Raw genomic sequence first — 13723 nt, forward strand, 5'->3', positions numbered from 1 at the left:
CTATCCCGCCGGACGCTGCCGCGCCGCATTAATCCGCTCAAACGCAATTTCCCCCGCCACATCGTTGGTCGGGCGCTTCTGTGCCTCGGCGCGGGTGAAAATGTCGGCGAGCGTTTCGGGTATCCTCGCCACTTTCGCCATCGTGGCCTCACGGTCATAGCCGCCGGGCGCGAGCTCTGCAGCGACATTCAACAGTCCGCCCGCATTGATCACATAGTCGGGTGCATAGAGCACACCGCGCTCCATCAGGAGCCGGGCATCTTCGTGCCTTGCCAGCGGATTGTTGGCAGCGCCCGCAACGATTTTCGCGCCAAGCGCGGGGACCGTTTCGGCAGAGAGCACGCCTCCCAGAGCGCAGGGTGCGAACACGTCGGCTTCCACGTTCACTATGGCGTCCAGAGCAACCCGTGTTGCGCCGAATGCGCTTTCCGCTTCATCCATCCGGGTCGCATCGATGTCGGTGACCGAAAGCTGCGCGCCTTCGGCATGAAGCTTTTCGCAGAGGGTCCAGCCCACCGAGCCAAGGCCCTGCACCGCGACATGCACATCTTTCAGCGCGTCGATGCCACGATGCCGCAGAGCCGCTTTCACACCGAGAAACACCCCGTGTGCCGTAACGGGTGAGGGGTTGCCGCTGCCGCCGAGCGTCGTGCCCGTCACATTTGGCGTGCGCTCGCGTAGAAAATCAGCATCGGCAACGGTGAATCCGACATCTTCGCCGGTAAAGAACTGGCCTTCAAGTGCGGCCAGCATTTCCGCATAGGCTTCGAGCAGGGCAGGGGTCTTGTCGGTTTTGGAATTGGCGATGATCAGCGCCTTGCCGCCGCCAAACTCCATGTCCGCCACGGCCGACTTGAAGGTCATTCCGCGCGACAGGCGTAAGACGTCGGTCAGCGCGGCCTCGAAGGTCTCGTGCGGCCATACACGCGTGCCACCGAGGCCGGGGCCCAGTGCGGTGTTGTGGATCGCCACGATGGCGTTGAGGCCGCGCTCCTCGTCGCGGCCATGCCAGACGCGTTCGTGATCGTCGAACGCGTCCAGCTTTGCAGCCTCAGCCGTAATGTCGGTGATGGTGAGTGTGTGCTTTTGAGCCGCGGTCTTCAGTGTCCGCGGCGTTTGGGTCTGCAGCATGTCATTCCTCCCGAACGACTTGTTTCGTAAGGAAATTTTATCCGCATTGCCCGAATTTTGATTGCGAAGTCTCGCCATCGAACGACCTTCCATTGCGTCGGCCGACGGTTTTCATCGCGAAAGTGTCGTCAGCCGTATCTGGCGTCCAGCGTTATCTCGATGGCGCCAAGCGCCTTGGAGACCGGGCAGGTCGCCTTCGCCTTCTCGGCGATTTCCACGAATTTAGCCTCATCGAGATTGGGCACTTTGCCCACAAGCGTGAGGGCGCTTTTCGTGATCTCGAAGCCGCCTCCTTCGGCTGGCTGGACGGTCACGTCGGAGCGCACGTCGAGCTTGTCTGCCGGAGTGCCGCTCTCTGCCAGCATATGCGACAGCTGCATGGCGAAACAGCCGGCATGGGCACCGGCGATCAGCTCCTCGGGATTGGAGCCCGTCTTGCCACTCTCGTCCTCGAAGCGGGCCTTGAAGCCCAGAGGCAGGGCGGAAAGCGCACCACTCTGGGTATCGAGGCTGCCTTCGCCCTCTACCAGAGAGCCCTTCCAGGTAACATCCGCATGCCGTTTCATAGCCATGGTCTTCTCCTTGTGGACATAGCGCTTTTGAACGGAAAGGCTAGATCGCCTCGCCGCGCAGCAGTCTCGGGGTGCCCGGGGTCAGACCCGAGGCCTGCTGGATAAAGTAACGCTTCATGGCCGGCATTCGTTCAACGAGGCCGAGCCCAAAACTGCGTAGCGCTCGCACCGGGCCGATATCGTTGGAGAACAGCCGGTTCAGGATGTCGGTTGTCACGCCCATCTGCACCGTGTCGAAACGCCGCCAGCGCTCATAGCGCTGCAACACGTCGAGCGCGCCGATATCCTCGCCCAGCCGTTCGGCCTCCACGATCACTTCGGCGAGCGCTGCCGCGTCCTTGAAGCCGAGGTTCAGGCCCTGTCCCGCGATCGGGTGGATGCCATGGGCGGCATCGCCCGCCAGCGCAAAGCGCGGCTTTACGAATTCGCGTGCCAGCGTCAGTCCAAGCGGCCAGGCGCGCCGCGGGCCTTCCACGCGGATTTCGCCCAGCTTCAGGCCGAAGCGCAGCTCCAGCTCCTGTTCGAAGACGAGATCGTTTTCATTGACCAGCCGTTCTGCATCCTCCGTGCGTTCGGTCCAGACGATGGACGAGCGGTTGCCGGTCAATGGCAGGGTGGCAAACGGGCCGGCGGGCAGGAAATGCTCCTCGGCGCGACCATTGTGCGGGCGCTCGTGGGCGACGGTGCAGACAATGCCCGACTGGCCGTAATCCCACTTCACGGTCTTGATGCCGGCCATGTCGCGCAGGCGCGAGCGCACGCCATCGGCGGCGACCAGAAGTCGTGTGCGGCAGGTCGTGCCATCTGCAAGGCTCACCGTCACATGCCCGCCCATATTGGCAAATCCGTCTACCGCGACCCCTTCGATGATCTCGATCCCGCTTTCGGCGGCGCGGGCCCGCAATGCACCGTTCATCACCCGGTTCGGCACCATATGGGCGAAGGGCTCGCCTTCCCCTGCCTCTCCCCCAAAGGTGAGGAAAACCGGCCGCACCACGTCGGCGGTGCGCGAATCGGTGATTTCCATTTCGGTGATGGGCTGCGCCTCCGGCTCTATCTCCGTCCAGCAATCCAGCCGCTTGAGCATCCGGCAGGCAGCAGCGGCAATGGCCGAGGCACGGCCATCGCGCTGCCAGACGCCCTCGGGCGCTGCATCCACCAGCGCCACCTTCAGGCCGGGCTGTGCGCGGGCGATGGATACGGCGGTCGCCAGACCCACATAGCCGGCTCCTGCAATCAGGATGTCCACTTCGCGCTCGGATGTCTGTTTCGTATTCCTGGCCATCGCGGCACCTCATTCATCTCATCGGTCTTGCGTGTCTTTGCCCCAACCGGAGGCCCTTGACTTGGTTCCCGCCTTCGTCTTGGACATCATCAGCCATATCATTTGCTGCCGGAGGGAGCCCGTTCATGTCGTCGGCCATGCAAGACCTGCTTGCCATACTCGATCTTGAGACGCTCGAACACAATCTGTTTCGTGGTCGCAGCCCTCAATCGGCGTGGCAGCGCGTTTTCGGCGGGCAGGTCATCGGGCAGGCGCTCGTCGCCGCCCAGCGCACCGTCGATGCCGCGCGCCATGTTCACTCGCTCCATTGCTACTTCATGCGGCCCGGCGATCCCGCGGTGCCGATCATCTACGAGGTGGACCGCATCCGCGATGGCGGCAGCTTCACCACACGCCGCGTGGTTGCCATTCAGCATGGCCACGCCATATTTTCGCTTTCCGCCTCCTTCCAGAAAGAGGAGCCTGGCCTCGATCACCAGATCGAAATGCCCGAAGGCGTCACCCCACCAGACGAGCTGCGCACCCAGCGTGAGTTTCTTGCCGAGTTCGGCGAACGCGTGCCGGAAAATATCCGTCGCTACTGGGCGCGCGAGCGTCCCATAGAGGTGCGCCCCGTCATCATCGAACACTATACCAGCCGGGACAAGCTCCCGCCGCGCCAGGATGTCTGGATCCGGACCACCGGCCCGGTGCCGGACGATCGCGCGCTGCAGGCGGCTGTGCTTGCCTATCTCTCCGATATGACGCTGCTCGACACTTCGACTTTCGCCCACGGCCGAAACGGTTTCGATCCGGATATCCAGATGGCCAGTCTCGATCATGCCATGTGGTTCCATCGTCCCTGCAAGCTCGACGACTGGCTGCTTTACACGCAGGACAGCCCCTCGGCACAGGGCGCGCGCGGCTTCTCGCGCGGCAGTCTCTATGCATCCGACGGAACGCTTGTCGCGTCGGTTGCGCAGGAAGGACTGGTACGCCTGCGTACGAAATAGGCATTATATTAATTTTGCTCATAAATTAATCAAATAACCGCGCCCGTAACCCTTGAGGTTTCAGGTGAGGCCGCCGATTTCTTATTATTTTTAGGGACTTGCGTTCTTGTAGGTCAAACTGGCACGGCATTTGATTCACCTATGCTGTCGCGGTCCGCATGGCGGTTCGCGCGATGCAGGCAACCCGCGGGATCCCGCAACAGCAAAGGTGAACTGCCATGAAAATAGTGATGGCAATCGTCAAGCCCTTCAAGCTGGAGGCCGTGCGCGAAGCGCTCAACGGTCTTGGCATCCAAGGCCTCACCGTCACGGAGGTTAAGGGCTATGGACGACAGAAAGGACACACGGAAATCTATCGCGGCGCAGAATATGCCGTGACCTTCCTGCCCAAGGTCAAGATCGAGGTGGCGGTCGATTCCGACATGGTCGATCAGGTGGTCGAGGCGATCGTCGAGACCGCCCGCACCGGACAGATCGGCGACGGCAAGGTTTTCGTCCACGATCTCGACAGGGCGGTGCGCATCCGTACCGGCGAATCCGGCGTCGAAGCCCTTTAGGCGGCAGCACATTCCGATGGAGAATCAGATGAAATATCCAAAACTGAAGAGCGCCGCAGGTCAGTTGGCGCTGGGCGGGTTTGCGCTTGCAGCCATGTCCAATCCTGCTTTGGCTCAGGATGCCGCCGAGGCGGCTCCGGAATTTGCCTCGGCTTCAGAGACAGCATTCATTTTCAACACGCTGCTCTTTCTCATGGGTGGTTTTCTGGTCATGTGGATGGCGGCCGGCTTTGCCATGCTTGAAGCGGGCATGGTCCGCACCAAGAATGTCTCCATGCAGCTTTTAAAGAACGTCGCGCTCTATTCCATCGCCGGCATCATGTACTGGGTGGTGGGTTACAGCCTGATGTATGTGGATGTGTCGAGCTATATCGGCACCTTCGCCCCTTATGGCTGGCCGGCGGCCGGCACCGCCAATGAGGGCGACTATTCCGTCGCTTCCGACTGGTTCTTCCAGATGGTTTTTGTTGCCACCGCCGCTTCCATCGTTTCGGGCACGCTGGCCGAGCGAATCAAGCTGTGGCCCTTCCTCATCTTCGTGGTCGTGCTCACCGGCTTCATCTATCCGATCGCGGGTTCGTGGAAATGGGGTGCCGGCTGGCTCGACGCCATGGGCTTTCAGGATTTCGCCGGCTCCACGCTGGTTCACTCCGTGGGCGGCTGGGCGGCTCTGGCCGGAGCGCTTCTGCTTGGTGCGCGCAATGGCAAATTCGCATCCGACGGCAAGGTTTCGCCCATTCCGGGTTCCAACATGGCGCTTGCCACGCTTGGCACGTTCATTCTCTGGCTCGGTTGGTTCGGCTTCAACGGTGCCTCGCAGCTTGCCATGGGCTCCAATGCCGATGCGTCCGATATCAGCCGCATCTTCGCCAACACCAATCTGGCTGCCGCTGCCGGTGTCGTCGCTGCGCTGATCCTCACGCAGATCCTCTACAAGAAGGTCGATATCACCTTCGTCTTGAACGGCGCTCTGGCGGGGCTCGTGTCCATCACCGCCGAGCCGCTCACGCCGAGCCCGTTCATGGCCATCGTCATCGGCGCTGTCGGCGGCATCATCGTGGTGCTCACGGTGCCGCTGCTCGACAAGCTCAAGATCGACGATGTTGTGGGCGCGATCCCGGTGCACCTCATCGCTGGCATCTGGGGCACGCTCGCCGTTCCGCTCACCAACAGCGATGCAAGCTTCGGTGTGCAGTTGATCGGCATTGTTGCTTATGGGGTTTTCACGTTCGCCGTGTCCTTCGTGGTCTGGATGATCCTCAAGTCGACCATGGGCCTGCGGGTGAGCGCCGAAGACGAAATGAACGGTCTCGATGTGGCCGAGGTGGGCGTCGAAGCCTATCCCGAGTTCATGCCCATGCATGGGCGCTGATCGCCTGACTGCTTGCCTGACAACCGGTCCACGGGCCGGTTGCCTTCCTGAGGGGCCCGGTTCGCCGGGCCCTTTTTTCATGCTTTGAGAATTTACGGCCCACCTCTCCATGGTTAATGCCGTCTTAACCATCCGCTCGTTAGGGTCGAGGGCGAGTCATCACGGCGCGTTTCGCGTCAGAAGCAACGCGCGAGCGGAGAATTGTGCGCATGAGTTCGGGGTCTTCGGCATTCCTGGCGGTGGATGAAAACAGCTACGGCCTGCAGGCTTTCCTGCGTCGGCAGGCGGCACGCGCGGGCGGACTGGCGCTGCTCGCCTTCGTGGCGTTTGCAGTGGCGGCGCTCGCCACCTGGAACGTTGCCGACCCAAGCTTCAGCCATGCCACCGCCAATCCTGTCACCAATGCGATGGGGTATCCCGGAGCGGTTTTTTCCGATCTTGCCATGCAGTTTTACGGCCTTGCCGCGCTCATTGGCCTTGTGCCTGCCGTCTGCTGGGGCGCGCTGCTCCTGCTTGGGCGTCAGATCGATCGCGGCGTGAAGCGTGCCGGTGCGTGGTTTCTGGGGGCGGTCCTGGCTGCTGGCATCGTTGGTGCTTTTGCCCCGCCACCCACATGGCCCCTGCCCACCGGCCTCGGTGGGGTGCTGGGTGACATGATTCTCTCCCTCCCGGCAAAGTTCATCGGTTCCTATCCGCGAGGTTTCACGGGTTTCGTGATTGCAGCGCTGCTGACTGCTCCGGCTGGCTGGCTGCTTGCATTCGGCGCAGGCCCTTGTCTCTCGGCCCGAGTTCGAGAATTTCGCCGAGGAGGAAGAGGAAGCACCTTTCGAGACGTTCGACGAGGATGACGAAAGCGGCGGTTCGGTCATTCTTGGTTACATGGTGCACTGGTGGCTTTCCTTCTGTGCCTTCTTCCGTCGCAATCTCATGCGTTCCGGCATGCGCAGCACCCGCCAGGCCCATCTGGCTGAGAGTGATGAGGACAACCAGTTCGACGACTTCGACATGGATGCACGTGTCGAACCGGGTTTCGAGGAGGCGCCGGCAGCGCCGCGTGTGCGGGTCGAGCCGGAGGTCGATGCGCCGGCACCACGTCCGGACGCCGCAACGCAGCGCCAGGCGGTGGCTGCTCCCGCGCCGAAGCGCGTGGAAAACCCCGCCCCGCGGCCTGCAGAAGGCGCACGTGTTCGCCGCGAGGCACAGCCCTCTTTCCTCGACAGCGGAACATTCGAACTGCCCGAGCTGCATCTCCTTGCAGAGCCGAAGACCTCCACAAAGGATCCCTCGCTCTCCAGGGAAGCGCTGGAACAGAACGCCCGACTTCTCGAAGGCGTTCTGGAGGATTTCGGCGTCAAGGGCGAGATTATCCATGTGCGCCCCGGCCCGGTGGTCACGCTTTACGAGCTGGAGCCCGCACCCGGCATCAAATCCTCGCGCGTCATCGGCCTTGCAGACGATATTGCCCGCTCCATGAGCGCCATAGCAGCCCGTGTGGCCGTGGTTCCGGGCCGCAACGCCATCGGCATCGAACTGCCGAATTCCACGCGCGAGACGGTTTATCTGCGTGAGCTTCTTGCCAGCCGCGATTTTGAGGCGAGCAAGGCAAAACTGGCGCTTTCGCTCGGCAAGACCATCAATGGCGAAGCGGTCATCGCTGACCTTGCAAAAATGCCTCACCTTCTGGTGGCGGGTACCACCGGTTCCGGTAAGTCGGTCGCCATCAACACCATGATCCTGTCGCTGCTTTATCGCATGACGCCCGATCAGTGCCGCCTGATCATGATCGATCCAAAAATGCTGGAACTGTCCATCTATGATGGCATCCCGCATCTGCTCACACCGGTCGTGACCGATCCCAAGAAAGCCGTCGTCGCGCTCAAATGGACTGTGCGGGAGATGGAAGACCGCTACCGCAAGATGTCCAAGGTCGGCGTGCGCAACATCGAGGGCTTCAACCAGCGTGTCGTCGCCGCCAAGAAGAAGGGCGAGACGATCAAGCGCACCGTCCAGACCGGCTTCGACCGCGAGACGGGTGAGGCGATCTACGAGAGCGAGGATCTGGATCTCGAGCCGATGCCCTTCATCGTCGTCATCATCGACGAGATGGCCGATCTGATGATGGTTGCCGGCAAGGACATCGAGGGCGCCGTGCAGCGCCTGGCGCAGATGGCACGCGCCGCCGGTATCCACGTCATCATGGCCACGCAGCGTCCCTCGGTGGACGTCATCACGGGCACGATCAAGGCCAATTTCCCGACCCGCATCTCCTTCCAGGTGACGTCGAAAATCGACAGCCGCACCATTCTGGGAGAGCAGGGCGCCGAGCAGCTTCTGGGCATGGGCGACATGCTCTATATGGCCGGTGGCGGGCGTATACAGCGCGTCCACGGTCCGTTCGTCTCCGACGGAGAGGTCGAGAGCATCGTCAATCACCTGAAAATGCAGGGTGTTCCCGATTATCTCGATGCCGTTACCGAGGATGATGAGGAAGGCGACGGCGGATCCGGCAATTCGGGTTCCGGTGGCAGCGGCAACCTTGGGGATTCCGAGGATCCATACGATCAGGCAGTGGCCGTTGTGCTGCGCGATGGCAAAGCATCGACCAGTTACATTCAGCGCCGGCTCGGCATTGGTTACAACCGAGCGGCATCTATTATCGAGCGCATGGAGGAAGAGGGCATTGTCGGCCCCGCCAACCATGCCGGAAAGCGCGAGATACTCGTGCCAACAGAACAGGATGAGGTGTGATTGGGAGAGCGCGGGAACCGGCTCTGCGGGGGTTCGTTTCACAACAGCCAAATTTCGGCCCTACTGAATGGCTAATTCAAATGGGCAAAAGTGGAGATCGAACACGATGATTTTTCGGGTAACCGACTTTCTGGCGAAGCGCGCTGCCATCGCGGTGATGGCAGTCGGCGCTTTGTGTGCCACACCCCTTGCAGCTCATGCGGCACAGAGCGATCAGATCGCGGCGCATTTTTCCAGCGTCCGCACCATGATGGGCGAATTTGTGCAATTCGGTCCGCGCGGCGAGCAGACCGGCGGCAAGTTCTATATCGAGCGTCCCGGTAAGATTCGCTTCGACTATGAAGAGCCTTCCGGCTTCCGCGTGACGTCCGATGGCAGTTCCGTGGTCATCATGAACAAGAAGCTCAACACGGCGGATCTCTACCCTCTGTCAAAGACGCCGCTGAAACTGCTTCTCGATGAACGCATCGACCTTTCCGGCGACAGGGTTCAGACGGTGCGTCAGGATGACGACCTGACGACCATCAAGATGGCCGACAAGTCGATCTTCGGCAATTCCACCATCACCATGATGTTCGATACGAACTCCTACGACCTGCGGCAATGGACCATCACCGACGCGCAGGGCAAGGACACAACAGTGATGATTTTCAATGTCGAACAGGGCGTGACCTTCGATCCCAGTGTCTTCAAGATCGATTATCGCCGCGTCGACGAGATGAGCCGAAACAGCCGCTGAATCATTTGAGGTGTCGCTGGCCGCACGCCCATTTATGCCAGTCCTGCCGATGTTGGCCGCCCGTGGCTGGCCCTCATCGGCAGGACTGCTGGCACTTGCTTTCCTGAAACCGTTCGGTTTCGCTCCCCGCAGGACCTTTTAACCGGGGGAAAGCGCATGGATGACAGCCTAAACCTTCCGCTGATTCTGGGGGCGGCTTTTGTGGCCGTCGCAAGTCCCGGGCCGGGCACCCTGGCCATTGCGAAAACGTCAATGAGCGCCGGGAGACGAAGCGGACTGGCACTCGCCTCCGGCATGACAACAGGGTCTCTTGTTCTCGGTATCTGCGCCGCTCTGGGCCTTGGCGCTTTGCTGGCGGCCAACCAGGTGTTTTTCGAGATGTTCCGTTATGCGGGATCAGGATACCTGCTCTATCTCGCATACAAGTCCGTCAGGTCCATGTTCTCCAGGGGAGCAGACAGCGGGCCCGTCGCGGCGCCGGTGTCTCTGCGCTCGGCGTATTGGACCGGGCTCGCGATTCATCTCACAAATCCCAAAGCGATCCTGTTTCTTGGTGCTCTTTATGCGCTGGGGCTTCCTGCGGATGTTTCCCCCTTCTGGTTGGCGGTCGTCGTCGTGGCTGTGAGTTCGCAGACCATGGTCATTTTGCATGGCTACGCACTGCTGCTTTCCATACCGGGGGTTATGAAGGCGTATCTCAGGTTAAAGAGGTGGTTTGAGGGACTGTTCGCCCTGACCTTCGGAGCGGCCGGCCTGCGCATTCTTCTTTCGAGGTAAAGATCGGCGCATGGACCGGTCTCACGGGCTGTGGACAGGCTGGTCTTTTCCCTTCCTGCGTGCCGTTGCGCTTGTCTTCGTTCCGGGTTCCGGGCAGGTTTGCGCTTCCTGCAAGCAATCGTCCCGGAAACTCCCATGCCCTTCACCATCGCTACCTGGAACATCAATTCCGTTCGTCTGCGCATGCCGCTTGTCGAGCAGTTTCTCGAGCGCTACAGCCCGGATGTCCTTTGCCTGCAGGAAACCAAGTGTGCCGACGACCAGTTTCCCGCGGCTGCATTTCGCAAGGCGGGCTACGAGCACATGGCGATCCATGGCCAGAAGGGATATCACGGTGTTGCCACCATCGCCCGCCGCCCGCTGAAACTCGTGGAAAAGCGGGAATTTTGCGGCATGGGGGACAGTCGCCACATTTCGGTTTCGGTCGAAGCTGGGTCCGGCCGGTCCGTGCTTCTGCACAATTTCTATGTGCCCGCCGGAGGCGACGAACCGGATCCGGAGATTAACCCGAAGTTCCGTCACAAACTCGACTTTCTGGCCGAGATGCATGCGATCAGGGCGGAGGAAGACGGCAATTCGGGGTCAATTCTCGTCGGCGATCTCAACATCGCGCCACTCGAAACGGATGTCTGGTCACACAAACAGCTTCTCAAGGTGGTCAGCCATACGCCTGTAGAAACCGAGGGCCTTGAAAGGCTGCGTCGGGAAGGCGGCTGGGTGGACCTGATGCGCCAGAAAATTCCACCGGAAGAAAAGATCTTTACCTGGTGGAGCTACCGCGCCAGGGACTGGGCTCTTTCCGATCGCGGCCGCAGGCTGGACCATATCTGGTCTTCGCCCGGTCTTTCGCCCGCTCTCAACCGGATCGAAGTGCTGCGAGAGGCGCGTGGATGGGACCGTCCATCGGATCATGTGCCTGTCATTGCCGGGTTTGATTTCGACTGAACGGGTTTTCCCGAATTTGACTCCATTTTCGGGAAAACGGGTTCTTTTCGGGAAGAACGCGGTCGAACGAGCGCGTTTCGCGCCGAATCAATCGGGCAGCCGCGCAGCGATTTTTTCCAGCCGCTCGATCATCGATTGCAGGTTGTCGGCAATTCGCCGATGCAGGCGCATGGCTGTTTCAGGGAACTCTTCGAGAATGCGGTGAAAGCTGGACCGGTTGATCCGGATCAACCGCGTTTCGTTCTCGGTCATCGCTCCGGAGATGCGGCGGCTTTCGGCAATGAGAGCGAATTCGCCGATCATGTCGCCTGTTTCCAGGCGCTCGAGAATCTGACGCTGATCGTCATATTCGGTATACAGAACAACGCTTCCAGAGGCGATGACGAACGCGCAGTCGGCAAGGGCGCCTTCGGCAAAGATCTCCCGTCCGGCGGAAAGCGATATGCTTTCGGCGCCGAAGGCCAGGAGGCGCAACTGCTCGCGCGTGAACCCTTCAAAAAGACCCACACCGGACAGAACGCGAATGTCATCGTCCAGCGCCATTGACGTCGTCCCCGACCCGTTCCCGGCGAATCACGAACGCCTTCATGGCGCAGTCTCACGGAACGAGCTTATAACCACCGCTTTCTGTCACAAGAATTTCAGCTTTGGAAGGATCGCGCTCGATCTTTTGCCGCAGACGGTAGACATGGGTCTCGAGCGTGTGGGTGGTGACGCCGGAATTGTATCCCCAGACCTCTTCGAGAAGGACATCGCGGGTCACCACTTTCTGTTCGGCGCGATAAAGGTATTTGATGATTGCGGATTCCTTCTCCGTCAGGCGGATCTTGCCGCCGTTCTCGTCGATGAGAAGTTTCTGCGAGGGCTTGAACGTGTAGGGCCCCCACGGCAAAGGTGGCATCCTCACTCTGCTCGTGCTGGCGCAGCTGCGTGCGGATGCGGGCGAGAAGCACCGCAAAGCGGAAAGGCTTGGTGACGTAATCATTGGCACCGGCCTCAAGGCCCAGGATCGTATCCGAATCGGTGTCCTGCGCCGTCAGCATGATGATCGGAGCGCGATAGCCGCCCTTGCGCAGAAGCTTGACCGCTTCACGCCCATCCATATCCGGAAGTCCCACATCCATGATCAGCAGATCGACAATCGCGTTGCGGGCGGACTGGATGCCCTTGGTTGCCGTGTCTTCCTGAAGAATGTCGAATTCCTCATAGAGCGACAACTGCTCGACGAGTGTGGTTCTCAGGTCTTCGTCATCATCGACGATTAGGATGGTGCGTGACGTCATGATTAGATCCACTATCCAGGAAAGAGGCTGCTGATTCAAACGGAATTGCAGTTTCGACCGTTCCGGCTTTATGCAAAGCCTAGCAGTGCGCAAACACCATGGCGAACATTTGTTCCAATCAATTTAACGTAAGCTGACAGAGGGGTTTTCCTCAAGATGCAGTGTAAAGCCGGCAAACCTATTGGGCTGATCGAGGTTCGTCGCAGGCCGGGAAAGCCCACCGAGGGGTTGATGACGGTGGGGCCTCTGGTCGTTCGATGTGCGCTCGGGAGAACGGGCACCTCGATGCTGAAACGCGAAGGGGACGGCGCCACACCGATAGGCGATTTGCGACTGCTTCATGGATATTTTCGTGCAGACAGGTCGCCTTCCGGCCCTCCCGGCAGCCGGTTCCGGCTTGCCCCCATCGACGCGCGCGACGGGTGGTGTGACGCGCCCGGCGACCGCAACTACAATCGACCGGTGCGGCTTCCCTACCCGACCAGCCACGAACGGATGGCACGCCAGGACCGCCTCTACGATGTCTGCATGGTGTCTGACTGGAACATGCGCCCGGCGATCCGCAATCGGGGGAGCGCCATCTTTTTTCACATTGCCAGGCCCGGTTTTCCTCCCACCGAGGGCTGCATCGCTGTCGCGCCTCTGGCGATGGCGCGCATTCTGCCGCTGATCGGCCCCCGGACGCGAATCAGAATCCATCGCTAGCCCGACCGCAACTTCCCTGCCGATCAGTCGCAGGCCGGCTCGCGCGCCATGGCGTGGTATTCCTCGTTGGGGTGCATGTCGACGGCGGCGGCCATGCGGTTCGACATGTTGAAGAAGCTGGTCACGGCGGCGATGTCCCAGATGTCGCGTTCGGAAAACCCGGCATCGCGCAGCGCCTGCCGGTCCGCTTCTTCGATTTTTGCCGGGCTCTCGGTCAGCTTGACGGCGAAATCCAGCATGGCTTTCTGACGTGGATCCAGCTTCGCGGCGCGGTAGTTCATGACCATGAGCTCGCCCAGCACCGGGTCGCCGGAGAGCTGGCGGACGGCCGCACCGTGCGCGGTCAGGCAGTAGAAGCAGTGGTTCACGCTCGACACTGCAACGGCGATCATTTCGCGCTCAAGCTTCGACAGGCCCGACTCGCTCAGCATCAGGTCGTTGTAGAACTGTGTGAAGGCTCTGAGCTTGTTCTCGTCGAAAGCATAGGCACGCAGAACATTGGGAACGAGACCGAGCTTCTCCTCGCATTTCTCGAAATAGGCGCGGGTTTCGTCACTCAGTGTCTCCAGCGGGGGAAAATGCAGTGCCGTGACTGGTTTCGTCATGATGCGGACACC

At 60.7% G+C, this 13723-nt stretch carries 12 protein-coding genes and 2 pseudogenes; 8 read left to right on the forward strand and 6 right to left on the reverse strand.

Features of this window, described 5'->3' with window-relative positions; translation table 11 throughout:
• The 3 genes from AB2N04_RS04055 to AB2N04_RS04065 form a co-directional block, all read right to left on the reverse strand.
• Entirely contained in the window at nt 1-1131 is a 1131-nt protein-coding gene (locus AB2N04_RS04055; protein ID WP_367717229.1) for a Glu/Leu/Phe/Val dehydrogenase, read from the reverse strand.
• Nucleotides 1132-1259: 128 nt separating this feature from the next.
• Nucleotides 1260-1697 (reverse strand): OsmC family protein, encoded by a 438-nt coding sequence (locus tag AB2N04_RS04060; protein ID WP_367718729.1) that lies wholly within the window; start codon nt 1695-1697, stop codon nt 1260-1262.
• Between the two features lie 46 nt (nt 1698-1743).
• Nucleotides 1744-2988 carry a ubiquinone biosynthesis hydroxylase gene (locus AB2N04_RS04065; RefSeq protein ID WP_367717231.1) on the reverse strand — a complete coding sequence of 415 codons (1245 nt, stop codon included), beginning with the start codon at nt 2986-2988 and terminating at the stop codon, nt 1744-1746.
• 125 nt (nt 2989-3113) lie between these two features.
• Here AB2N04_RS04065 and tesB point away from each other — a divergent pair, with 125 nt between their 5' ends.
• The 7 genes and pseudogenes from tesB (at nt 3114) to AB2N04_RS04100 (ending at nt 11118) form a co-directional block, all read left to right on the forward strand.
• Nucleotides 3114-3980 carry an acyl-CoA thioesterase II gene (gene tesB / locus AB2N04_RS04070; RefSeq protein ID WP_367717233.1) on the forward strand — a complete coding sequence of 289 codons (867 nt, stop codon included), beginning with the start codon at nt 3114-3116 and terminating at the stop codon, nt 3978-3980.
• Between the two features lie 218 nt (nt 3981-4198).
• Complete coding sequence (locus AB2N04_RS04075) at nt 4199-4537, forward strand: P-II family nitrogen regulator (protein ID WP_367717235.1); 339 nt, start codon at nt 4199-4201, stop codon at nt 4535-4537.
• Between the two features lie 28 nt (nt 4538-4565).
• Nucleotides 4566-5909: an ammonium transporter gene (gene amt, locus AB2N04_RS04080; RefSeq protein WP_367717237.1), complete on the forward strand. Its 1344-nt coding sequence runs from the start codon at nt 4566-4568 to the stop codon at nt 5907-5909.
• 209 nt (nt 5910-6118) lie between these two features.
• Nucleotides 6119-8657 (forward strand): annotated as a pseudogene (locus AB2N04_RS04085) (DNA translocase FtsK 4TM domain-containing protein).
• Nucleotides 8658-8814: 157 nt separating this feature from the next.
• On the forward strand, nt 8815-9396 hold the full coding sequence (locus AB2N04_RS04090; protein ID WP_367718730.1) for an outer membrane lipoprotein carrier protein LolA: 582 nt from the start codon (nt 8815-8817) through the stop codon (nt 9394-9396).
• A 156-nt stretch (nt 9397-9552) separates the two neighbouring features.
• Entirely contained in the window at nt 9553-10173 is a 621-nt protein-coding gene (locus tag AB2N04_RS04095) for a LysE family translocator (RefSeq protein WP_367717238.1), read from the forward strand.
• A 135-nt stretch (nt 10174-10308) separates the two neighbouring features.
• Complete coding sequence (locus tag AB2N04_RS04100) at nt 10309-11118, forward strand: exodeoxyribonuclease III (protein ID WP_367717239.1); 810 nt, start codon at nt 10309-10311, stop codon at nt 11116-11118.
• Between the two features lie 87 nt (nt 11119-11205).
• Here AB2N04_RS04100 and AB2N04_RS04105 read toward each other — a convergent pair whose 3' ends face one another.
• On the reverse strand, nt 11206-11661 hold the full coding sequence (locus tag AB2N04_RS04105; protein ID WP_367717240.1) for a cyclic nucleotide-binding domain-containing protein: 456 nt from the start codon (nt 11659-11661) through the stop codon (nt 11206-11208).
• 55 nt (nt 11662-11716) lie between these two features.
• Nucleotides 11717-12401: pseudogene (locus tag AB2N04_RS04110) on the reverse strand (response regulator transcription factor).
• 156 nt (nt 12402-12557) lie between these two features.
• On the opposite strand from AB2N04_RS04110, the gene AB2N04_RS04115 reads away from it, so the two are divergent.
• Nucleotides 12558-13106 carry a L,D-transpeptidase gene (locus AB2N04_RS04115; RefSeq protein WP_367717242.1) on the forward strand — a complete coding sequence of 183 codons (549 nt, stop codon included), beginning with the start codon at nt 12558-12560 and terminating at the stop codon, nt 13104-13106.
• Between the two features lie 23 nt (nt 13107-13129).
• Here AB2N04_RS04115 and AB2N04_RS04120 read toward each other — a convergent pair whose 3' ends face one another.
• Nucleotides 13130-13711 (reverse strand): peroxidase-related enzyme, encoded by a 582-nt coding sequence (locus tag AB2N04_RS04120; protein ID WP_367717244.1) that lies wholly within the window; start codon nt 13709-13711, stop codon nt 13130-13132.
• Nucleotides 13712-13723 lie beyond the last annotated feature (12 nt).

This window comes from Nitratireductor sp. GISD-1A_MAKvit, assembly GCF_040819555.1.
In the GTDB taxonomy this organism is placed as follows: Bacteria; Pseudomonadota; Alphaproteobacteria; order Rhizobiales; family Rhizobiaceae; genus Nitratireductor.